25 protein-coding genes, 1 tRNA gene and 1 pseudogene are annotated in these 23,134 nt (G+C 33.5%); 14 read left to right on the top strand and 13 right to left on the bottom strand.

What is annotated here, in order from left to right:
• The 3 genes from J6V67_RS00120 to J6V67_RS00130 form a co-directional block, all read left to right on the top strand.
• Nucleotides 1-930, top strand: a 930-nt coding sequence (locus J6V67_RS00120) for a lyase family protein (protein ID WP_291857037.1), incomplete at its 5' end; no start/stop codon positions are given.
• Between the two features lie 64 nt (nt 931-994).
• Nucleotides 995-2,338, top strand: a complete 1,344-nt coding sequence (locus J6V67_RS00125) for an anaerobic C4-dicarboxylate transporter (RefSeq protein WP_291857038.1) — start codon at nt 995-997, stop codon at nt 2,336-2,338.
• A 248-nt stretch (nt 2,339-2,586) separates the two neighbouring features.
• Nucleotides 2,587-3,678: a polysaccharide pyruvyl transferase family protein gene (locus tag J6V67_RS00130; protein ID WP_291857040.1), complete on the top strand. Its 1,092-nt coding sequence runs from the start codon at nt 2,587-2,589 to the stop codon at nt 3,676-3,678.
• 25 nt (nt 3,679-3,703) lie between these two features.
• Here the strand turns inward: J6V67_RS00130 and J6V67_RS00135 are convergent, their stop codons facing one another.
• The 4 genes from J6V67_RS00135 to J6V67_RS00150 all read right to left on the bottom strand — a co-directional run bounded on the left by J6V67_RS00135 (nt 3,704) and on the right by J6V67_RS00150 (nt 6,166).
• Nucleotides 3,704-4,474: a uracil-DNA glycosylase gene (locus J6V67_RS00135; RefSeq protein WP_291857042.1), complete on the bottom strand. Its 771-nt coding sequence runs from the start codon at nt 4,472-4,474 to the stop codon at nt 3,704-3,706.
• 31 nt (nt 4,475-4,505) lie between these two features.
• A complete protein-coding gene (gene rplT / locus J6V67_RS00140; protein WP_291857044.1) occupies nt 4,506-4,859 on the bottom strand; it encodes a 50S ribosomal protein L20 in 354 nt (117 codons plus the stop codon).
• 84 nt (nt 4,860-4,943) lie between these two features.
• Nucleotides 4,944-5,135 (bottom strand): 50S ribosomal protein L35, encoded by a 192-nt coding sequence (gene rpmI, locus J6V67_RS00145; RefSeq protein WP_086225205.1) that lies wholly within the window; start codon nt 5,133-5,135, stop codon nt 4,944-4,946.
• 65 nt (nt 5,136-5,200) lie between these two features.
• Nucleotides 5,201-6,166 carry a putative transporter gene (locus J6V67_RS00150; protein WP_291857054.1) on the bottom strand — a complete coding sequence of 322 codons (966 nt, stop codon included), beginning with the start codon at nt 6,164-6,166 and terminating at the stop codon, nt 5,201-5,203.
• A 135-nt stretch (nt 6,167-6,301) separates the two neighbouring features.
• On the opposite strand from J6V67_RS00150, the gene J6V67_RS00155 reads away from it, so the two are divergent.
• Nucleotides 6,302-7,696: an anaerobic C4-dicarboxylate transporter gene (locus J6V67_RS00155; RefSeq protein WP_291857056.1), complete on the top strand. Its 1,395-nt coding sequence runs from the start codon at nt 6,302-6,304 to the stop codon at nt 7,694-7,696.
• 10 nt (nt 7,697-7,706) lie between these two features.
• On the opposite strand, the gene J6V67_RS00160 is transcribed toward J6V67_RS00155, so the two are convergent.
• From J6V67_RS00160 to ribA, 6 genes are read right to left on the bottom strand one after another with little or no spacing between them, the layout of a single operon-like run.
• Entirely contained in the window at nt 7,707-8,327 is a 621-nt protein-coding gene (locus J6V67_RS00160; RefSeq protein ID WP_291857058.1) for a hypothetical protein, read from the bottom strand.
• Between the two features lie 8 nt (nt 8,328-8,335).
• On the bottom strand, nt 8,336-9,217 hold the full coding sequence (htpX, locus tag J6V67_RS00165) for a zinc metalloprotease HtpX (RefSeq protein ID WP_291857060.1): 882 nt from the start codon (nt 9,215-9,217) through the stop codon (nt 8,336-8,338).
• Nucleotide 9,218: 1 nt separating this feature from the next.
• Entirely contained in the window at nt 9,219-9,530 is a 312-nt protein-coding gene (locus J6V67_RS00170) for a hypothetical protein (protein ID WP_086245747.1), read from the bottom strand.
• A complete protein-coding gene (locus J6V67_RS00175; RefSeq protein ID WP_291857065.1) occupies nt 9,527-9,721 on the bottom strand; it encodes a hypothetical protein in 195 nt (64 codons plus the stop codon). Before J6V67_RS00175 ends, J6V67_RS00170 begins: the two co-directional genes overlap by 4 nt.
• On the bottom strand, nt 9,718-10,257 hold the full coding sequence (gene rsmG / locus J6V67_RS00180; protein WP_291857068.1) for a 16S rRNA (guanine(527)-N(7))-methyltransferase RsmG: 540 nt from the start codon (nt 10,255-10,257) through the stop codon (nt 9,718-9,720). The genes J6V67_RS00175 and rsmG overlap by 4 nt, the downstream gene beginning before the upstream one ends.
• Nucleotides 10,254-10,814 (bottom strand): GTP cyclohydrolase II, encoded by a 561-nt coding sequence (ribA, locus tag J6V67_RS00185; protein ID WP_291857070.1) that lies wholly within the window; start codon nt 10,812-10,814, stop codon nt 10,254-10,256. Before ribA ends, rsmG begins: the two co-directional genes overlap by 4 nt.
• A 115-nt stretch (nt 10,815-10,929) precedes the next feature.
• Here ribA and hemB point away from each other — a divergent pair, with 115 nt between their 5' ends.
• Genes hemB through J6V67_RS00220 form a run of 7 tightly spaced genes read left to right on the top strand, consistent with a single transcriptional unit; the run spans nt 10,930 to nt 17,452 of the window.
• Nucleotides 10,930-11,910 carry a porphobilinogen synthase gene (hemB, locus tag J6V67_RS00190; protein ID WP_291857072.1) on the top strand — a complete coding sequence of 327 codons (981 nt, stop codon included), beginning with the start codon at nt 10,930-10,932 and terminating at the stop codon, nt 11,908-11,910.
• Between the two features lie 2 nt (nt 11,911-11,912).
• Nucleotides 11,913-12,842 (top strand): ornithine carbamoyltransferase, encoded by a 930-nt coding sequence (gene argF / locus J6V67_RS00195; protein WP_291857074.1) that lies wholly within the window; start codon nt 11,913-11,915, stop codon nt 12,840-12,842.
• Nucleotides 12,835-13,260 carry a DUF2603 domain-containing protein gene (locus tag J6V67_RS00200; RefSeq protein ID WP_291857077.1) on the top strand — a complete coding sequence of 142 codons (426 nt, stop codon included), beginning with the start codon at nt 12,835-12,837 and terminating at the stop codon, nt 13,258-13,260. The genes argF and J6V67_RS00200 overlap by 8 nt, the downstream gene beginning before the upstream one ends.
• Before the next feature lie 2 nt (nt 13,261-13,262).
• Nucleotides 13,263-14,618, top strand: a complete 1,356-nt coding sequence (gene hemN, locus J6V67_RS00205) for an oxygen-independent coproporphyrinogen III oxidase (RefSeq protein ID WP_291857078.1) — start codon at nt 13,263-13,265, stop codon at nt 14,616-14,618.
• Nucleotides 14,619-14,627: 9 nt separating this feature from the next.
• Nucleotides 14,628-15,446: a DUF5718 family protein gene (locus J6V67_RS00210; RefSeq protein ID WP_291857080.1), complete on the top strand. Its 819-nt coding sequence runs from the start codon at nt 14,628-14,630 to the stop codon at nt 15,444-15,446.
• On the top strand, nt 15,443-16,183 hold the full coding sequence (locus J6V67_RS00215; protein ID WP_291857082.1) for a pyrroline-5-carboxylate reductase: 741 nt from the start codon (nt 15,443-15,445) through the stop codon (nt 16,181-16,183). The genes J6V67_RS00210 and J6V67_RS00215 overlap by 4 nt, the downstream gene beginning before the upstream one ends.
• Nucleotides 16,184-17,452 (top strand): (Fe-S)-binding protein, encoded by a 1,269-nt coding sequence (locus J6V67_RS00220; protein WP_291857084.1) that lies wholly within the window; start codon nt 16,184-16,186, stop codon nt 17,450-17,452. It abuts the gene before it with no gap.
• Between the two features lie 117 nt (nt 17,453-17,569).
• Here J6V67_RS00220 and J6V67_RS00225 read toward each other — a convergent pair whose 3' ends face one another.
• The 3 genes from J6V67_RS00225 to J6V67_RS00235 form a co-directional block, all read right to left on the bottom strand.
• Nucleotides 17,570-19,129: a class I SAM-dependent methyltransferase gene (locus J6V67_RS00225; RefSeq protein WP_291857086.1), complete on the bottom strand. Its 1,560-nt coding sequence runs from the start codon at nt 19,127-19,129 to the stop codon at nt 17,570-17,572.
• Nucleotides 19,126-21,192: a 6-hydroxymethylpterin diphosphokinase MptE-like protein gene (locus tag J6V67_RS00230; RefSeq protein ID WP_291857088.1), complete on the bottom strand. Its 2,067-nt coding sequence runs from the start codon at nt 21,190-21,192 to the stop codon at nt 19,126-19,128. Before J6V67_RS00230 ends, J6V67_RS00225 begins: the two co-directional genes overlap by 4 nt.
• A 169-nt stretch (nt 21,193-21,361) precedes the next feature.
• Nucleotides 21,362-21,436, bottom strand: a tRNA-Glu gene (locus J6V67_RS00235).
• Between the two features lie 111 nt (nt 21,437-21,547).
• Between J6V67_RS00235 and J6V67_RS00240 the strand changes: the two genes are divergently transcribed.
• The 3 genes and pseudogenes from J6V67_RS00240 to J6V67_RS00250 form a co-directional block, all read left to right on the top strand.
• A complete protein-coding gene (locus J6V67_RS00240; protein WP_291857090.1) occupies nt 21,548-22,027 on the top strand; it encodes a hypothetical protein in 480 nt (159 codons plus the stop codon).
• Complete coding sequence (gene nfo, locus J6V67_RS00245; protein ID WP_291857092.1) at nt 22,024-22,866, top strand: deoxyribonuclease IV; 843 nt, start codon at nt 22,024-22,026, stop codon at nt 22,864-22,866. The genes J6V67_RS00240 and nfo overlap by 4 nt, the downstream gene beginning before the upstream one ends.
• 14 nt (nt 22,867-22,880) lie before the next feature.
• Nucleotides 22,881-23,134: pseudogene (locus J6V67_RS00250) on the top strand (hypothetical protein); the annotation flags it as partial.

Below are 23,134 nucleotides of genomic sequence, written 5' to 3' on the forward strand. Positions count from 1 at the left end.
CTAGCAACAGCTATGGGATATCTAAAAAAATCATATGAGAGAAAAGCTGAAGAATTTAAAGATGTATTAAAAATGGGTAGAACTCAATTACAAGATGCTGTACCTATGACACTTGGTCGTGAATTTAAAACATTTGCTGTAATGATCGGTGAAGATATTGAGAGAATTTTAGAAGTTAGAAAACTTGTATTAGAAGTTAATCTAGGTGGTACAGCAATTGGTACAGGTATTAACTCTCACCCAGATTACCCAAGAGTAGTAGAGCAAAAACTAAGAGAGGTAACTGGACACGAATATAAAGTGGCTGAAGATCTAATAGAAGCTACACAAGATACTGGCGTATATGTACAAATCTCAGGCGTACTAAAAAGGGTAGCAACAAAACTATCTAAAGTATGTAACGATTTAAGACTTTTAAGTTCAGGTCCAAAATGTGGTTTAAATGAAATCAATCTACCAAAAATGCAACCAGGTAGCTCAATTATGCCAGGTAAAGTAAATCCTGTTATTCCTGAAGTTGTAAATCAAGTTTGCTATTCAGTTATTGGATCAGATGTTACAGTTACTTTTGCTTGCGAAGGCGGTCAATTGCAGCTAAATGTATTTGAGCCAGTTGTAGCTTATAGCTTATTTAACTCAATTATTATGCTTGAAAAAGCTATGAAAACTCTAGCTGATAAATGTATAGACGGTATTACAGCTAATGAAAAAATTTGTAGCGATTTTGTCTATAATTCAATTGGTATTGTTACAGCATTTAATCCATATATCGGATATGAAAAATCAGCTAGCATTGCTAAAGAAGCTCTTCAAACAGGTAAAAGCGTTGCAGATATATGCTTAGAGCGTGGATATTTAACAAAAGAAGAGATTGATAAAATTCTAACACCTGCTAATATGCTTAATCCGCATATGGGTGAAAATAAATAATCTAAATTTCGTTTTAAAATTTGCTAAGAGCTAATCTCTTAGCAAGCAAAATAAAGGAGAATCTATGGATTTTGTATTAATTTTACAAATCATTGTTCTACTAGGCGCTATCTTTGTAGGTATTCGCCTTGGTGGTATCGGTATTGGTTACGCCGGTGGTATCGGTGTTGTTATCCTGGGTCTTTGTCTGGGTATGAAACCAGGCTCTATTCCTTGGGATGTTATCTTAATTATTATGTCAGTTATTGCAGCAATTTCAGCTATGCAACTTGCTGGCGGGCTTGATTATTTAGTTCAAATAGCTGAGAGAATTCTACGCTCAAATCCTAAATACATCAACTTCCTAGCTCCAACTGTTACATATTTTCTAACAATTTTAGCAGGTACAGGTCATACAGCATTTTCTATGATTCCAGTTATTGTTGAAGTTGCTAAAGAGCAAAATATCAAACCATCAGCTCCGCTATCAATTGCAGTTGTATCTAGCCAAATTGCTATTACTGCTAGCCCAGTTAGCGCTGCTGTTGTTTATATGACTGGCGTTCTTGAGCCACTTGGCTGGAGTTATCCAACTCTAATTGGTCTATGGTTAGTAACTACATTTGCTGGTTGTATGCTTACAGCTTTAATTATTACACTATTTGCTAATCTTGATTTAAGCAAAGATCCAGTATATCAAGAGCGTCTAGCTCAAGGTCTAGTAAAACCATCAGCTGGCGTTCAAAATAAAGAGCTTAAACCAGGTGCAAAATTATCAGTTGCTATATTCTTAATTGGCGTTTTACTAGTTGTATTATATGCTACAGCTATCTCTAAAGTTGGCGGAAAACCAGTTCTTATTGAGAATGTAGTTGTCCCTAGAGATGCAGCGATTATGAGCTTTATGCTTGGTGTGGCTACATTTATTACAATCTTTTGTAAAATCGAAGTTGGCAAAGTAGCTGATACTAGTGTATTTAAATCAGGTATGGTTGCTTGTGTTTGTGTTCTTGGTGTTGCATGGCTTGGTAATACATTTGTTGGCGGCTATACAAACGAGATTAAAACCCTAGCTGGTGATTGGGTTAAGGCTGTTCCTTCACTTCTTGCTGTTATATTCTTCTTTGCAGCTATGCTTCTATACTCTCAAGCAGCTACTGCAAAAGCGATTACTCCAGTAGTGGTAGCGGCTCTAGGTATCAGCGCAGCAAATCCAGGCGATGCATATATGCTAGTTGCATCTTTTGCTGCTGTATCAGCTCTATTTGTTTTACCTACATATCCTACACTTCTAGGTGCTGTACAAATGGATGATACAGGTTCTACAAGACTTGGCAAGTATGTATTTAATCACGCATTCTTAATCCCTGGTGTTTTGGCCATTGCTTTCTCTGTTGCATTTGGCTTTATAGCTTCTGCTATAATCTAACACTTAATCTACTCCAAGCAGCTACTTGGGGTAGATTTTCCTTTAACTATTTTTATTATTTGTAAAATAATTCAAATTTCAGTATTAACATATATAGTCTAGCTATCTACAAATTCTAATCATAAATAAATTTGACCGCCCTTTACATTATAAATTAACAAAATAAGTATAGTAATCTATTTCAAATTTGCGCAATAATATTTTTATTTTGCTATAATATCGCTTATTATATTAAAAAGGTAAAAGAGATGTTTTATAAGAAATATAAAGAAAAAATTAATAATATTGAAGATATTCTTATATCTGCGCAAGAAATTGATTATGATAACTCAATATTATCACTTAGAGAGCTTATTGCCCCCCCCCATAACTTTCAAGCAAATTTAATTGATAAAAGTAATTTTTTATTATTTTCCTATGAATCCCATTTGCCTAAATTTAATTTTGCAAATTTAGGAGATTATATTCAAACAATTGCTACTAAAAATGCATTACAAAGCATTTTTTCAAATATAAATTTTTTGTTTCACAATAGAGATACATTGACTAGTTATTATCAAAAAGATAAAATTACACCAGTTGTAATGCAAGGCTGGTTCTCTCATTCTAAATATTTTATTCCTAATAATAATACTTTACCAGTCTTTGTTGGAACGCACTTTACCCCAGAAATATATAATTTTATGCAAAGATTTATAAGCTTTTATCCTTGGTTTTTTAAAGATAAACAGATAGGTTGTAGAGATTTTGAAACATTACGATTTTGTCAAACAATGGGACTTGATTCATATTTATCACGCTGCTTGACACTAACACTACCTAAACGAGATGAATATATAGTAGGTGATACTATATATTTTGTAGGAATTTCTAAAGATATACTAACATATATACCAGATAAATTAAAAAATAGTGCCGAACATATTAATCAGCAAGAAGCTTCTTGCGAAGTAGATGGGTCTTTGGATTGGAAAAACTTATATAGAAAAACTGAGGATCTACTACAAACTTATAAAAATAAGGCAAAATTAATAGTTACATCTGCTTTGCATTGCGCTGCGCCTTGCACTGCGATGGGTATTCCTGTAGTATTAATAGCTAAAAATCAAGAAAATATTAATCGATTTTCTGCTATCAAGGGCATTATTCCAATTTATACTTATGATGATTTGAAAAATAATCGCATCAATTTTAATCCTAAAAGTTTAAATATTGAAGATTTAAAACAATATATGTTACAAAATTTAAAGCTAAGTATTTTAAAGGAAATGGGTGAAAAAATCGATGAAAATGAACTAACGCAAATTAGACATAATATCCAATATTATAAAGCATATTAATAGCTTTTTAACTAAAAGTTTTTATTTATCTAAGCCAGTCAATTGAGGATTTGCCATGAGCTAATAAATAGGCATTGCACTGGCTAAAATGCCGTGAGCCAAAAAACGCACCACGAGCAAGCGGACTAGGATGTGCGGCTTTTAAAATCATATGGCGATTTAAATCAATAAGCGGGGCAAGATTTTTAGCGTGATTACCCCAAAGCATAAATACGCAGTGGTCAAATTTAGCATTTATAGTGCGGATAACGCCAGCAGTAAAGATTTGCCAACCAATTTTAGAATGCGAAGCAGGGCGATTTTGTTCTACTGTTAGGGCAGTGTTTAAAAGCAATACGCCTTGATTTGCCCAACTAGTTAGATCTCCACAAGTAAAATCTCTTTTAGCCTTAGCTGATTGCATATTGTGGTTAAAATATTGATTTTTAACTAAATCTTTGTAAATATTACAATTATAATTAATCAAATCACCATTTAAATCTACCTCCAAATCATCACAAATTTCTTTAAAGATATTCTTTAGACTTGGCGGTATTTTAATCCCGCTAGGAACACTAAAGGCTAGCCCCATTGCTTCACCCGCATTATGATATGGATCTTGACCAATGATTATAACCTTTAAATTACTTGGCTTGCATAGATTAAAAGCATTAAAAATAAGTTCTTTTGGTGGATAAATTGTACTATTTTGAGAATTTAAAAATGAGACTATTCTAGTAAAATTCAAACTATTAAGCTCATCTTTTAAAAGCTCTTGCCACTCTGAATCTAGATATGAGATTAAATTTGAATACATTAAAAAAAGCCTAGCAAAAGCTAGGCTAATATTATAAAGCTTTTTTAGCCTCTGCTACAATGCTAGCAAATGCTGCTGCATCATTCATAGCTAGGTTTGCCAAAACTTTTCTATCTAGTTCGATGTTTGCTTTTTTAAGGCCGTTCATAAATCTTGAATAGCTAATATCATTTAGTCTGCAAGCTGCATTGATACGGATAATCCATAATCTACGGAAGTCACGTTTTTTTGCACGTCTATCACGGTATGCATATACTAAACTTCTTTCTAATTGCTCTTTAGCTTTTCTAAAGTGCTTATGTCTAGCACTATAAAAACCACGAGCTAGTTTTAGAACCTTTTTATGTCTGCGGCGTCTTACAACACCAGTTTTAACTCTTGCCATATTTATCCTTTACAAATTGGCGTCCAATAATCTGGAACTTGTCCCATTATAGGGAGGTTAGAATGACTTTAAATCGTCAAAAACTTATATACAAAGCATTTTTTTAACAGCTGAGACATTTGTGCTATCTACATATTGAGATTGTCTTAAGTCTCTTTTGCGCTTAGGTGACATTTTAGTTAAGATATGGCTTCTAAATGCTGAGCCTCTTTTAATCTTGTTTTTGCCAACTTTAAAGCGTTTAGCTGCACCGCGAACAGATTTCATCTTTGGCATGCGCTTTTCCTTTACTTCAAAATAAGCGCTGATTATACCAAATTTGAATTTAAAACTATATAAAATCAGTTAAATTTGATATTTTTCTCAAATTCATCAAGCCTTTTATGAATACTTCTAAGCTCTGTAATAGTTGTCCAATTATCTATAAATACGCTAAAACTACTACGAACTTGATCAAATGCATTGCTAACTTGAATCAAAATTCCAAGAGTAATCACACCACTAAAAAGTCCGCCGCCCATAATAATAAATGGCACAATTACCATAAACTGCGAAAATGAAATAAGCCAAATATTAAAATATCCATAGTGTAAAAATAATCTATAAAAATTAAATCTAACTCCACTAAATAGGCTTATGACGCTTTCATTGCTAGCATAATTTATCTTATCATCTTCAGCATAGACTAACTCTTTTCTAAAAGCAGCTTCGCTTTTTTGAATATTATACTCTAGTTTTGGCAGCTTAATACCTACAAACCACGAAACAATAAGACCTCCTATGCTCACAGCTAATGCTACCCAAACAAGTGAACCTGGAATATCTTTAAGATATGGTATATCCACTCCACTACTAAGCTCCCACAAAACTGGAATAAACGCAATCAAAATCATTATAGCTTTTAAAATTTGCAATCCTAAAGTTTCAGTGATTTTAGCAAATCTATATACATCCTCTTGCATCCTTTGGCTAGAACCTTCAATATCTACCCTACAAGCCCTCCAAGAATCTAAATAACCAAAAGTCATTGCCTCTCTCCATCTAAAAACCCAATGACTAGCAAAAAAAGTAGTAAGTGTAGCAATAATCACATAAGGCATTGCAATTAGTAAAAAACGATAAATTTGCTCCCAAAACTCATCTACGCTGTGGTTTTGTACATTTTGCATAATATCATAAAAGTCCTTGTACCAATCATTTATTGCTACATTTAATCTAGTTTGGAATATAAGAGAAACAATAATAACAAACAATCCACCATATGCCCAAACAGCCCATTTTTTGCTCTTAAAAAATGTAGAAAACATAATTAACCTTATAAAAAATTTGCTGATTATACTAGATAATTTTTAATTATTTAGTTATATCAATTAATTTTAAGTTCAATATAATTTAAATAGTTATAAAATTTAGCCAAATTTAAATTACGAAAGGAGAAATAGATGGAGTTTTTAATGAACTTAAGCGATGGTAAGCAATTTACCATTCAGCTTTTAATCGTTTTGATTTGTCTATTTTACGGTGCTAGAAAGGGTGGTATAGCTCTTGGATTGCTTGGCGGTATAGGTATGTTTGTGCTTACCTTTGGATTTGGCGTAAGTCCTGGCAAGCCTGCAATTGATGTTATCTTTACAATTTTATGTGTAGTTGTAGCTAGTGCAACGCTTCTAGCAAGCGGAGGTCTAGATGTAATGCTACAAATTGCTGAGAGGATATTAAGAAGAAATCCTAAATTCTTAACAATTTTAGCTCCGTTTGTCACTGCATTTTTAACAATTTTATGCGGTACTGGCCATGTTGTTTATACTATGATGCCAATTATCTATGATATTGCTATTAAAAATGGAATCCGCCCAGAACGACCAATGGCAGCAGCTTCTGTAAGCTCACAAATGGGCATTATCGCAAGCCCAGTAAGCGTGGCTGTAGTTTCACTAACTGCAATGCTTTTAGCTCCAGGAGTTAAGCATTTAGAAGGATTTGATGGGTATTTAAATTTACTTGCTATTACCATTCCTGCTACTTTAATTGGCGTTTTGGCTGTGGGTATTTTTAGCTGGTTTAGAGGTAAAGATCTAGATAAAGATACTGAATTTCAAGCAAAAATCACAAATGATGCTGAATTTAAAAAATATGTTTATGGCGATTCTAAAACTCTTTTAGATGTCAAGCTTCCAACTTCTCAATGGGCTGCTATGTGGATATTCTTAGGTGCGATTGCTATTGTAGCTCTTCTTGGCGCTTTCCCTGAGCTTCGTCCTGCATTTGATAATGGTAAAGGCGTAATGAAACCAATGAGTATGGTAGCTGTTATTCAGATGTTTATGCTTATTACTGGTTCGGTTTTAATCGTTTGTACAAAAGTTAAAGTAAATGATATAGCGCAAAATGCGATATTCCGCTCTGGAATGATAGCTATTGTGGCTGTATTTGGTATCTCTTGGATGGCTAATACTATGTTTAGCGTGCATACTCCAATGCTTAAAACTGCTCTTGGTGGCGTAGTTCAGCTATATCCTTGGACATATGCTGTGATGCTACTTTTAATTTCTAAATTTGTAAATTCCCAAGCAGCAGCACTTGCAGCATTTGTGCCACTTGCGCTTGGAATTGGTGTTGATCCAGCTATAATTGTAGCCTTTGCTCCAGCGTGTTATGGGTATTATATCTTACCTACATATCCTAGCGACCTTGCTACAATACAATTTGACCGCTCAGGCACGACAAAGATTGGTAGATTTGTTATAAATCACAGCTTTATCATTCCAGGGCTTCTAGGTGTAGGCGTATCTTGCGTGTTTGGATATATCTTTACTGGACTTGCTGGATATCTATAAAATTAAGCAGCTAGACTTCTAGCTGCTTAATCTCTTTTATAATGCTTTGTATATTATCTTTGGCTATTTGATAGCTCTCATTTAATGGGGTTTTTAAGTTTGCTACAATAGTATCGCTATCAGTGGCGATATATAAGCTCAAAATTTCATCATCAATAAAATATGAGGTTATAGAATTTAAAATCTCCTTTTTAGGTTTTATATTGCTTTTTACTCTGCCACGGATTAAAATACCATAAAATATAACCTCATCTTTGTCTCGCACGCAGATATCACAAGCCGTAAATTCACCAAATTTAAAAAGCCCAAATTTGCTAATTTGGGTAATCTTGCCATCAAAATGGCTATTTATATTATCTATTTTTAACTCTTGCAATGCTAAATCAAGGCCTAGCTCACGCAAAATTTCATCTCTTATTTGCCCTTTTAGATTATCTTCAAATTTGGCAAAATATTTAAATTTAATATAAAAATATAGCCAAAGCCCACCAAGCAATCCCCCAAGCACTGCAGCAGCTGGATCAAGCATCCATAGTGCAAGTGTAATAATAAAATCTACAACTCCACAAAGCGCTAAAACTCCAGCAAGCTTTAGTCGAATTTGGCGTCTATTTTGCTCTAAAATCTCCACACCATTCATTAGCTATTAAAATACTTTCTAGCTGGATTTTGATAATTTTTATTATGTCGGCTTAACTCATTTAATCTCTCTACTCTTTGCCTAGTTGTAGGGTGAGTGCGAAATAAATTTGATATACCGTTAGCAATATTTTTGCCACTAAATGGACTTATTATAAACATATGTGCAGTCTGTTCATTAGCATTTTTTACCATAGCGTGGGCATTGCTTCCTTCTAGCTTTAATAAAGCATTGGCTAAATCATTTGGGTTTGTAATAGAAGCTGAAAATCTATCAGCCTCAAACTCTCTTGAGCGTGATATACTCATTTGTATTATAGTAGCGGCTAAAGGCATTATGATAGATAAAGCAATTATTAAAATTGGATTTTGGCGGTTTTGATTATTTCCTAGCATTGCGCCAAATTGAGCAAAATTTGCTAAAATTGCAATTCCTCCAGCAAATACTGCTGCAATAGAACCGGTTAAAATATCATAGTGTCTTACATGGCCTAATTCATGAGCTATAACTGCAGCCACCTCATCATCATTTAAGGTATTTAAAAGCCCTGTTGTAAGTGCCACAGCCGCATTGGCTGGATTTCTGCCAGTAGCAAATGCATTAGGGACAGAGTCGCTAATTATATATAGCTTTGGTAGTTCTAATCCAGCTTTAAAACAGAGCTTTTGAGTCATATGATATAACGGATGTGAGCTATTAAGCTCTTGAGCGTTATATCGTTTTAAAATAAGCTTATCACTATAGAAATAACTAAAGAAATTCATAGCCAGTGCAATACAAAATGCTATTATCATACCGCTAGCCCCACCTATCATACCGCCAACAACAATAAAAAGCAGCATAAGGGCTACCATAAAAAATACAGTTTTAAAAACCTCCATTTTATCCCCTTATTGCTCCTAGGTATATAACTGCGTCAATCTGTTTTTTGGCTGCCTTTTCTAGCTCATTATCACTATTAATTATTAAGGCAATTTTGCTATCAAATAGATAATTATTGGCTAATTTTTGTAGTTTTTTAGCTAGTTTTATGGTATCGCATACAATAAATTTAACACCATTAGCATTAGCAATTAATGCCTCTTTAATACTAGAAACTACGATAAAATTACACTTTGAATTTAAATTTTTTGGTTCAAATTTAGATAAAAATACCGGCTCATAAGCTATTAAATCACTACCAATTATAATCATTTTAAACACTCCTTGCATATATATTTGCCATTTTTTAATGTGCTATCTTTTAACTCTACAAATGTATCGCATTTACTGCACTCAACAAAGCTTTGTTCATCGCCACTAGGCTTTTTAGATCTAAACTTAGGAACTATAAAAAAGTAAATTATTGCTATAATTAATGCAAATATTATAACTTTAGCTATCATTTTACACCCTTTAATATTACATAATTTCTCTCATTTTCTTGATAAATTTTCTTATAGCATTTTAGCTCTTCTATCTCAAATTTAGCATTTGAACCTTTATATAACAAAAATGTAGTCTCTTCATCATAAAAACCTTGACAAATTCTAATCAAATCAGCCGCATTCATCAATGCTCTAGAGGTTATAAGATCTGCTTTAATCTTATCGCATTTTTCAATTTTGCCACTATGAACAGTGATATTTTGTAAATTCAAGCTCAAAGCTGCATAAGATAAAAAGCTTGATTTTTTAGCTATTGGTTCATATAGATGAAACTCACACTCACTTAAAATCATTGCTAAAAATATCGCTGGAAATCCAGCCCCACTGCCTACATCTACACAAACCTTTGGCGTAAAATCTAAAAGCTTTATCGCTTCTATGCTATCAAGAGCTACTGGCTTTATATCTTTATAATTTGTTAGGCTATGAATTTTATTAAATTTTTTCAAAATCTCATCAAATTTAGCCACATTATCCCAAAATTTTACGCTCATAACATATGTCCCATCTGCTCTTTTTTAATATGTAAATAATCTTTATTATATTTATTTGCCTCTATTTGTATTGGAATTCGGCTTACTATTTTAGCTTTTATGCTTGAGAGTTTAAGCGGATTATTGGTTAATAAATTTACACTTTTTATCCCAAAATCATCTAAGATAAAATCTACCATCTCATATGTTCTCTCATCAGCTCTAAATCCTAACTGGTGATTAGCCTCTATGGTATCTAGACCTAAATCTTGAAGATTATAGGCATTGACTTTATTTAATAGGCCAATATTTCTACCTTCTTGACGAAGATATATTACCATTCCACCATTATTTGCTATATATCTAAGTGCAGCTTCTAGCTGCTCTCCGCAGTCGCATTTTCTGCTTCCTAATGCATCACCCGTAAGACACTCTGAGTGAATTCTAAGATTTAATGGATCGCTTAAATTTGAACTAAAAATTGCTAAATGTTCTTTATCGTTTTCTTTATATGCTTTAATCTTAAAATTACCAAATTTAGTTGGCAAATTTGCAACTTTGGATATCTCTATATTCACTTTTTTCCCTTGGTTTTCTTTTAATTGTATCATTTGCGATTAAATCTAAACAAAATCAATTATTTTTGATTAAATTAAATTCTGCTATAATCACTAAATTTGCAGGAGAATTATAATGTTTAAAAGATATAGAAGATTACGATTAAATGAATCCTTACGCTCTATGGTAAGAGAAAATAATATCTCTATTGATGATTTTATATACCCACTTTTTGTGGTTGAAGGTCAAGGAATTAAAAATGAAATAAGCTCGATGCCTGGCGTATTTCAAATGAGCTTAGATGAAATTTTAAAAGAGTGCCAAGAGATGATAAATCTAGGTATAAAATCTATAATTTTATTTGGAATTCCAAATTTAAAAGATAGCATTGGTAGCGATGCTCTTGATGAAAATGGGATAATTGCTCGTTCATTAAGAGCTATTAAAGAGAAATTTCCAAATCTTTTTGTGATAACTGATTTATGCTTTTGTGAATATACAGATCATGGACATTGCGGCATTTTAGATCATGTATGCAAAAGCGTTGATAACGATGCTACTCTTGAGATTTCAGCCAAACAAGCCTTAATCCATGCTAAAGCTGGAGCTGATATGATCGCACCAAGTGGAATGATGGATGGAATAATCTATACTTTACGCAAAGCATTAGATGAAAATGGATATGAAAATCTGCCTATTATGTCATATTCTACCAAATTTGCTTCTGCATATTATGGGCCATTTCGTGATGTAGCCCAAAGCGCTCCAAGTTTTGGCGATAGAAAGAGCTACCAAATGGATCCAGCAAATAGATTAGAAGCAATTAGTGAGAGCTTAGAAGATGAATCTCAAGGTGCAGATATTTTAATGGTCAAACCAGCTCTTGCCTATTTAGATATAATAAGAGATATCAAAGAGCGTAGCAGATTGCCACTATGTGTTTATAATGTAAGTGGAGAGTATGCCCTATTAAAAGCTGGACAAAAAGCTGGAGTTATAGATTATGAGCGTGTGATGATGGAGACGATGATATCTTTTAAAAGAGCAGGTGCCAATCTTATTATTAGCTACCATGCAAAAGAGGTTGCTAAGATTTTAAATTCAAACAAGGGATAGTTATGAGACACTTTTTAACCCTAAATGATATAAGCAAAGATGAAATTTTAGATATTTTACAAATTGCTAAAGATATAAAAAAAGAGGCTTTAAATAAAGAGTATAAACCATATTTAAAAGATCAATTTTTAGCTATGATATTTGAAAAAAGCTCTACAAGAACTAGGGTAAGCTTTGAAGTTGGAATGCAACAACTAGGCGGAAAAGCCCTGTTTTTAAGCAATAAAGATATCCAATTAGGTCGTGGCGAGCCTATTAAAGATACAGCTAGAGTTCTTGGCGGAATGGTTGATATGATTATGGCTAGAGTTTATAAGCAAAGCGACCTTGAAGAGCTAGCGAAATTTAGCAATCTACCAGTTATAAATGGATTAAGCGATGACTTCCATCCAGTTCAACTAATGGCTGATTTACTCACTCTTGATGAACTTGGAGTAGATATTACCTCTATGAAAGTTGCCTATGTAGGCGATGGCAATAATATGACAAACTCATGGCTAATGGCTGCTTCTAAGCTTGGTTTTGAGCTAAGAGTTGCTACGCCAAAAGGATATGAAGCTCCACAATGGGTAGTAGATATAGCCTTGCAAAATGCTAAACAAAGCGGAGCAGTAATTAAGATAGGAAATGATCCAAAAGAGGCTATAAATAACGCCGATGTAGTAACTACAGATACTTGGGTCTCTATGGGTCAAGAGGACGAAAAAGCCAAAAGAGTAGCTGAATTTAATGGATTTTGCGTTGATAAGGATATGATGAGTCTAGCAGCTCCTAAGGCAAAATTCCTTCACTGCCTACCAGCATATAGAGGATATGAAGTTAGCGAAGAGATCTTTGAGTTGCATGCTGATGAGATATTTGCTGAAGCTCACAATAGACTCCACGCACAAAAAGGCGTAATGGTCTGGTGTGATAGGATGAGAAATGAATAGGCATTTAGAAAGCATTAGCCAAACTCTAGGCATTAGCAAAAGGCGTCGTACTACATTTGAACTAGAGCCACTTGAAAATAATGAGATGAAGCTAAGCTATAAAGGTAAGCCAAATTTTAATACACCGTGGTTTGGTATGAATGGAGATAAGCCATGCGCACTTGTGCCAGCAGAGCTATTTGAGGCAGTAATAAATGCGCTCAAAAATGCACAAAAAGAGAATTTTGAATTAAAACTAGAAAGATCCATTTTACAAAATTTACCAATTGATTTTGGTGATGTTTGGACTGTGGCTATTGAAGAGATAAAAAAAGCAAATTATAAAAAAGAGCCAAATTTAGATCGAGTAATTGCAAAAATTAAAAAAGAGCACCCAAATCTCTTTTTAGATATGCGTTCTATTGTAGGCAAGGAGTAATTATGGTAGATTTTGAAGCATTTATAAAGTACTCAAAACCAGGGCCAAGATATACAAGCTATCCAACGGCTTTGGAATTTAGCGATGAGTTTAGCTATGATGAATATATTAAGCGTCTAAAAGAGTGTGATAAACCACTTTCTTTATACTTTCACTTGCCATTTTGCCGCTCGGCATGCTACTTTTGTGGATGTAATGTTATATACACCAGCAAAAGCGATAAGATGAGTAGGTATCTAGACTATTTAGAGCGTGAGCTTGAGATTCTATCTAGCATAGTCGATACAAATAGGAGTGTCGTTCAGATGCACTTTGGTGGTGGTACGCCAACATTTTATAGCGCTAGTGAGCTTGATAGGATTATAAAAGCTATCAAAAAACACTTTAAAAACTTTGCAAATGATGCTGAGATTAGTTGCGAGATAGATCCAAGATTTTTAAATGAAGAACAGCTACAAGTTCTTAGTTCTCATGGTTTTAATAGAGTTAGCTTTGGTGTGCAAGATTTTGATGAACAAGTCCAAAAAGAGATACACAGAATTCAGCCCTACGATATCACCCAAAATGCAGTAAATTTGGCTAGAAAATATGGAATGATAAGCGTAAATACAGATCTTATTTATGGATTACCATATCAAAGTTTAGATAGCTTTAAGCGTACTCTTGAGCTAGGAGTTAGCCTAAATCCAGATAGATTTGCTATATTTAACTACGCTCATGTCCCATGGATAAAAAAGAGTATGAGAAAATTTGATGAAGCTACTCTACCTTCACCAAAAACTAAACTTGAAATTTTAAAATATACAATGGAATACTTGCCAAACCATGGCTATAAAATGATTGGTATGGATCACTATGCTAAGCCTGAAGATGAGCTGTTTAAAGCTCTTGAGAATGGCTCTTTGCATCGTAATTTTCAAGGTTACACTACAAAAGGCGGAGCTCAACTAATTGGCATTGGTCTTACAAGTATTGGTGAAGGTGATGACTATTATGCTCAAAATTTTAAAGATATGGCTAACTATGAAGCTGCAATTGATGCTGGCAAACTACCAAATGCAAAAGGCATTTATCTAAACAGCGAAGATAGACTTAGAAAATCTGTAATAATGGAGCTAATGGCAAATTTTTCTCTTGATATTAAAAGAGTTGAAAGCGAATTTGGCATTAATTTCTTTGAACATTTTAAAGCTGAACTTAATGAGCTTGGGGATTTAATGCAATTTATAAATATTAACAATGATAAAATAAGCATAAATCAAACCGGAACACTATTAATACGCAATATTGCAATGTGCTTTGATGAATATATGGCTAAATTTAAAGGCGTTAATAATAGCTTTTCAAAAACAGTCTAAAGGGATCAAATGAATGAGATTATAGGATTTGGTATAGCTGGAAATTTTGCTTTGCATCTAGAGCAAGCTGGTGAGGCTGATGATTTTGTACTTGTTAAAACTGATGATGAGTACGCACCAAAGGGAATTTTCCCTTTTTATGTAAATGGACATGATAGCTTTTTAGGTAGATATTGTATTGATAATAATATTTTACATCTACCTAAAGACAAAAATTTAAATGTACAAATGGAGCCAGAGATTGCATTAAGATGCATTTTAGAATATGAAAATAATAAGGTTATAAATATAAACCCAGTTAAATTTTGCGCTTTTAATGATGCCTCGGTAAGAAATGATAAAACTGCATCTAAAATCTCGCAAAAGAAAAACTTTAGCACCGGCTCAAAAGGCCTTGGTAATGAGATTGAGATAGACAAATTTAGCACTGGAGGAATCTGCGATAATTATAGCCTAGTATCATTTTTGCAAAGCAAAGATGAGTTTATCAGATATGGAGAATGCGCTAAACTAAGTGGATATTCATACTTTTATCAAAAACTTCTTGAGTGGATCAAAGATAAACTAAATACCCAACAAGATTATGCCGTATTAGAAAATTTATCAAATATCTTAAAAGATGCTAACTATCCAAAAGAGATGATAATCACAATTGGGGCTACAAGATACGAAGAAGCTGGCAAAGATAGATATCTACAATCAGGAGATATCTGCTATGTAGTAGCATTTGATCATACTAAATTTAATCTAGATACTATCACAAATGCTATTAAAAGTGGCTCACAACTTCCAAGTGATGTATCAGTATTAAGACAGGAAGTAAGATGAAAGTTGTCATAGTTGGTGCTGGCAATATGGGTCTAGCAATGGCTCAAGGTCTAAAATCTTCTGGATTTAGCGTTACTTTAGCCGGAAGAGCTAGCCCTAAATTGCAAAGCTTAAGTAGTGAATTTGAGATTGAAATTATTGGCGATAATTATGATATAAACGATAAAAATATAATCCTAGCTATTAAGCCAAATGCGCTTAAATGGTTTTCTAATGTCATAATTGGTAAGGCAAATTTAATAATTAGCGTTCTAGCACGCACTAGTTTAGATCAAATTCAAACATTAAGCTCAGCCGCTCATGCTATTTGCCTACCAAATATAGCAGCCAAAGATAGAGCTAGCATTAATCCATATATGGCAAATGCACAAATAGAGCAAATAGAGCATATTTTAAATGGTTTTGGTACAGCGGTTAAATTTGACTCTAAGGCCGAATTTGACGCTGCAAGTATAATTAGTGGATGCGCTCCAGCATATCTAGCAGTTATTGCTGAAGCTATTAGCAATGCTGCTATTCGCTCAGGACTTAAATTAAGCGATGCTAAGGCAATGACAAGTGGGTTATTTACTAGCTTTTCTACACTAATTAAAGATACTCATCCAGCTTTGATAAAAGATAATATCTGCTCACCAGCTGGCACTACAATTGAGGGCATATGCGAGCTAGAAAAAGCTGGAGTTAGAAGCGCTTTTATAGAGGCGATTCAAGCAAGTTTAATAAAGCAAAGAGGATAAATGGGAAATTATAATTTTAGCGTAGTAAGCGATGCATGTGTCAAATGCGGTAAGTGTAAACCAAACTGCACTATATATAAAATTAGCGGTGATGAGGTTCGCAGTCCTAGAGGATTTTTAGATCTTTTGGGGGCTTATAATAGGGGCGAAATTGAGCTTGATAAGGATTTAAAAGATGTCTTTGAGAGCTGTTTTTTATGTACTAATTGTGTTCAAGACTGCCCAGCATCACTGCCAACTGATACAATGATAGAAAATGTAAGAGCAGATATAGCGGCTAAATTTGGAATTGCATGGTATAAAAGGGCGTTTTTTTGGCTGCTTAGAAATAGAAAGATTATGGATATTGCTGCGAGTCTTGGCTATGTATTTCAAAGCTGTGGATTTAAGGTTAAAGATGGCAATATGAGTCCACGATTTAGCTTTCCAATGATGAAAAAAGAGCGCCTTTTGCCAACTGCATCCAAAAAAAGCTTTTTAAACTCAAATCCTGAATTTATAGATAATGGCGGAGATAAAACCATTGGGATATTTATTGGCTGTATGGGAAACTACGCTTATACAGATATTGGCAAGGGATTACTAAAGATATTAAAAGAGTTAAAAATAAACGCTCATTTGATGAAATCTCAAGGATGCTGCTCGGCTCCAGCATACTTTACAGGGGATTTTAACACAGTTGATTATCTTGCTAAAAAAAATATTGAGTATTTTGAAAGTTTAATTAATAGCTCCAAAATAGAAGCCATTATAATTCCAGAAGCAACCTGTTCAGCGATGATAAAGGTTGATTATGAGCACTATTTTCATGATGATGAGCAGTGGAGACAAAGAGCGGTAAATATAAGTAAAAAGATATATTTAGCTACTGAATATTTTGTCAAATTTACAAATTTAGCTCAAATTTTAGATGAAAAAAACAAAAATAAGCAAAAAACCAAAATCACCTATCACGACCCTTGTCACGCAAGAAAAATGCAAGGCGTGTGGAAAGAACCAAGAGAGCTTTTAAAGCGTGCATACATCTTAAATGAGATGAGCGATAATCATAGTTGTTGCGGATTTGGTGGTGTAACAATGCAAAGTGAAAAATACCATCTAAGTCGCCAAGCTGGTCAAAGCAGAGCTGCACAGATAAATGCTGTAGATGCTAGCTGCGTAGGAAGCGAATGTAGTGCTTGTAAAATGCAATTAAATAATGCTCTACACATTCATGGTAGCAACACAAAATGCGCTAACCCAATAGAGTTAATCGCAAATGCTTTATAAATTTACAAATTAAGATTTTATAAATGGCGCTTAAAATCTATTCATAGCGCATTTTATAAATTAGAGTTTATTTAGGCTAAAATCTTAACAAATTTAGCCTAAATAAATTTAAATAGTCTAATACTCTTCTAACATAAAGCTATTAACCAGCGATAGACGAATGATTTCAACAGCATTTTTGAAATATTCATTTTGTTCTTTTGGAGTTTTAAGTGGAACATTTTGGCCATCTTTTTGAATGGTTGGAATCAGTTTTTCGCTCTCAAATTTAGCTTTTATATGATTTTGAATATCTTTTATACTGTGATTACCATCAAACATTAATGCAAGTTCAAGCGTATGCTTATCAGCATTTAGTCTATCATTTGATGGAGTTGCTACACCAATTGGCGAACCTTCATTTTCTAAGAAATATCTTAGATATGGTATATATTCCCTTTTTAGTCTAGTCTTACCAGGGATATATAATAGCTTTTGAAGCGGTTCGCAAGTAATGGTAATAGCATTGTTTGTAAGCGTTCTAATATCATAGTATCTAAATACTATATCATCTTTTGGATAAACTGCACGAACTTCATCAAGGCTTAAAGTTGATGGAAATGCATCATTTAATGCCCTTGCAAGTGGTTCAATATATGTATCTTTAGCTGAACTTAGAAGCTGTGGGGCTGGCTTTATTAGCTTAAAGTGTAGATTATGCAAAAATTTAGCCTTATCTTCATCACTTGTAGCTAATTTATTTTTATTTTGTTCTTTAGTTAAAATCGAGCTTCTAAATCTAATTGAATATAAAAAATCATAGGCTTGATTGGCCGAGATATAATCATCAAATGAGAGTCTAAAATATTGACTTATCGCTCCTTCAGGCAAAAACGATGCATCAAAATGATATGTCGCATCTGCTACATAACAAAGCCCGTGATCATTTGCATCAGCTGCAAAATCTAAAAAATAAAATGGCTGGTTGCAAATTTCCATATATTCATGAGCAACATAGCTTTTTGGATAGTTTTGAATATGTTTAATATACTCAGAATTTAAATTTTTAATATGTGTAGCGCTAGTCTCATTTGGAGAGTATTTAGCGTAAAAAGCCTTTTGAAATTTAATCGCATTTAATCCAGACTCAAGATCGGCGACATTTCCACTACTTTTTACAGCACAAAAACGCATAAAATCTCGTAATGGTTCGACATATTTCCAGCCTGGATAGCAGTTGTAACTAATAAATGCTACACCATTTGGACTTAATAACTCCTTGCAACTTTGTAAAATCGCACTTCTTACAAAATCAGGCACCCAGCTATAAATACCATGGCAAATAATATAATCAAACTCTATTTTACCACCAAATTCACTTATGAGATTGCAAATATCCATCTCAATAAGCTCTATATTTTTACACCCGATCCCATCAATTGCTCTCTTACCAATAGCTATTTGCTCGCTACTTAGATCAATTCCTATAAATTGTGAATTTGGGTGGTTTATAGCTTGGCCTATTATATTTCCACCCATCGCACAACCAATTTCAAGAACCTTAGCATTATGCGGATTAACAGCATCTAGGCCATGAAATTTAGCCACTGCACATAGATAATCAATACAAGTTTGTCCATAAGAATATGAGTCATATGTATGCTCATCATATGTTGATTTAATATCGCTATTTATCATTGTTCTAACAACTTATGACTATCCATAAATCCACTAGCAGCATCTGCTAGCTTGCCAAGAGTTGCATCAATACTACCAGCTAAGCTAAATATCCAGTAACTCTGACACGAAACCCACTCAAATAGTTTATCATTTTTTTCTTCATCAGTATCGGCTCTGCGAGCTGAGATAACAGCAAGTTCAAGCTCTTGACTATTTAGCATAGCGCCACAAATGCCATAAAATGATGACATAAAGACTTTATCTTTAAAGACATACTCTTTTAGGCTATCGATCTCAAATGAGAGTTTTTGTAGCTTATCATAGTTGATTTTATCTGCTTTATCTTGCTCTTTTAATCTTTTGGATTTTTCAATCTCTTTAGCGATTTTTAGATATAATCGTTCACATTTTTTTTGAATTTTATGACCGGTTTTGAAAATTTTTGTTATATTTTTGATTGCTTTTTTTAGATGCTCTTCTTGCTTTTCTTTGCTTATTGGCAAGATTGGTTTGAAATTTTTCTTTTTACCTTCAGCAATAATCTTCTTGGCCATCTCTTTAAATGGAATCTCAGTAGTTCCCTCTATCCTTGCGCCGCCTTCAGTACAATTATAAAGTTTATAATCTGGATTACTTCTTTGCATCATTGCGATATTATGCTCAAAATACTGTCTAAATAAATTCCATACAAAAGTAGTTTGTATTTCACCTTTGCCGCCATATTTGGTTGTCATTATAGGCACTTCTTCTAATGGAATTTCGGTCTCTTTAAAGATATGTCCTTTAGAGTGGCTAGTACCATCTTCACCATAAGCTAAATCTTGACCTATTAACATTACATCTTTACAGCCTAATGCTTGGGCTACATTCCACGCCATATGCGCAGCACTCTGTCCACCGCCGATATAGCCAAATTTAAAATCTCTAAAACTCATCTCATAATTTAGCGGTCTCATAGCATAACAGACATCTTTATCATGCAAATTTTCTACTGATTCATGATGAGTAAGAGATGCCACAACAAAGATTATACCATCATCAAATTCAGTTCTAGCAGGCTTGAAAAAGTCAGGAGTAGGCTGAATTCTCTCAATCGAAGTAACATAATCAGGCTTGATTCCATACTCTTTTAATATCGGATAGCTCGCATCAACAGCTACGATAACAGTATATGGAGCTAGTTTTTTTAGCATTGGAAGCTGCTTGTGAAGCGATGGACCAGTAGATACTACTACTGCTGAGTTAATCTTATTTTTTCTTTTATTTATAATATCTCTTAGAGGAATTGCACCAAACACATCTGGAAGATGCTGTGTTGTTTGAATCATTCCTAGCAAGCAATCCTTAGAGTCATTTCCACGCTCATAAAGCGTTTGGATAATTGCTTTTTGCATAGTTTTATTTAATTCCATAATATTTTCTTGATATTTTTCATTATTATAATAATCATCGATAATATGTAGATTATATAATCTAAAACTATGAAATACATCAGGCATTTTACAAATGATATAAAACTGTAAAAATGTAACCTTATGCGAATCTAAAATAACTAACCTATCAGTAAAAATATCCCTAGCAAAGTCGATCAAACTAAGCGCAGCATATAAAATCTCAATCTCAGGCTCAAAAACAAATATTTTTTTATGAGTAGGATTAGCCAAAATCGACTTTAAAAACACACCATTTCCAATACCATAGATAAATATCGCTCTATGTCTAGCATATTCTTCTTCAAATTCAATGATTTTTTTCTCGACATCTTTTGCTGGACTATTGTATAGATACTCTTTAGTCTCTAAATTTATAATATTTAGATCTAGAGGATCTTTACCCATATAAACGCCAAATTTCTTATTCTCCTCTAAACCAAAAAGTGCAAGCGAAGTATCAATAGCATAAGGCATCATCGCAGTTATGTTTTTATCAAGTGTGGTTATCTCTTCATCATTTTTAATTTTTTGAGCTATTTTAGAATCAAGCTCTTTAAACTTTCTCTCATCTTCAGTTAGATCACGTTCATCTTTTTTTGAGATATCATTTTTTAACTCATTAACATCTTTTTTTTCACCATTTTGCATATGTGTCCTTTTGAATTTAACTTTAATATCGTCATTTTTAGGCTTTATTTTACAAAAATTTCGCTGAATTTAAAGAATAAATAGAAGATAAATTTAAATTTAACAAAAATTATACTTTTGAGAAAATATTATAAAATTAATGATAGAATATGTGATTTTTAGAATAAAGTGGTGACCCCTACGAGACTCGAACTCGTGTTACCGCCGTGAAAGGGCGATGTCCTAACCGCTAGACGAAGGGGCCACTGCGGTTGTGTGAGTGGAATTATACAAGAGTAATGCTTAAATATCGCTTAAAAATTATAGCGATTTACAAAAAAACTGTATAATTTGTCAAATTTAAAAAAGGCATAGTTTGAATATCTATAAATTTGGGTCTAAATTTACTACTTTAGCACTATTATCTGCGTTAATTTTTGGCTGCAGCACTGCTCAGCCAAAGCATTCTAGTGGGGTTTTATTTAGTTTTATTACGCCTCAAATTCGCATTAGCGATACAGGGTTTATTCACAGCTATACAAATGGTACACAAGTTCAAATCTACAATAGCGGCACACTAACCCTAAACCTAAAATTAGCTCAAAATATCTGCATAAACTCAGCTTGTATGTCTCGCAAAAGTTTTAACATCAAATATCTAAATTCGCCCCATTATAATGAGATTTTAGATGATATTATAACTCAAAGAGCAATATATGACTCAGCAAATTTGATTCAAACTGATTGTGGATTTGTACAAGATTTTAGTAGTTTTAGATATGAAGTTTGTGATAAAACAGCTAAATTCATAGATAGTAAAAATAATATAAAAATTATAATAAGAGAGTTGCAATGAAAAGAATAGGAGCGCATGTAAGTGCAAGTGGCGGAGTAGCAAATGCTCCAAAAAATGCTGCAAATATCGGTGCGGATGCTTTTGCTCTATTTGTTAAAAATCAAAGACAATGGAGCGCTAAACCACTTACTCAAAGTGATATAAGTCAGTTTAAAGCCAATTTAGCCAGTGCAAATATTAAGCCATCTTGCATACTAGCACATAATAGCTATTTAGTAAATTTAGGTCATCCAGATGAGAGTGCAAGGGCTAAGAGTTTTTACTCGTTTTTAGACGAGATAGAGCGTTGCGAAGCTCTTGGGATTGAACTTATTAATTTTCACCCAGGTTCACATTTAAAACAAATAAGCGAAGATGAGTGTCTAGAATTAATTGCTAAAGAGATGAACTCCTTGCTAGAGCGTTCTAGTAATATAAAGCTAGTTATTGAGAACACAGCCGGTCAAGGTAGCAATCTAGGCTATAAATTTGAACACCTAGCTGCATTAATTGCCATGAGCAAAGATCCTAGTCGTGTGGGCGTATGCATTGATACATGTCATTTATTTGCTAGCGGATATGATATCAAAGATGAACAAAGCTATACTAAAACTATGGCTGAATTTGATAAAATAGTAGGATTTAAATACTTAAGCGGAATGCATATCAACGATAGCAAAGGCGCCCTTGGTTCTCGCAAAGATCGTCACGATAGCCTTGGAGTTGGACTAATTGGAGAACAAGCATTTAGATGTATTATGAAAGATGATAGAATTGATGAGATTCCATTAATTTTAGAGACTATTGATGAGACTATCTGGGCTGATGAAATTAAAATGCTTAGAGATTTTACAAAATAATTTAGGAGGTTCTAATGAGACTGGGGGGGGTCCAAGCCCAAAATAAAATGCTAAAGATTGGCTATTTTGCCGATGGTATTTGGTCGCATAATGCATTTAAAATAATCGCAAGTGATCCAAATATGCAGATTTGTTTTATATGCGTTAGGCGTGGCTCAGATGATAAAATTTTAGCTAAATTTGCTGCTGATTATGGTATAGAGCTTTTTAGAGATTGCGATATTAATTCGCCCCAATTTTTAGCTATGATTACTAAATTTAATTGCGA

The sequence above is a fragment of the Campylobacter sp. genome, assembly GCF_017646085.1.
Lineage (GTDB): Bacteria > Campylobacterota > Campylobacteria > Campylobacterales > Campylobacteraceae > Campylobacter.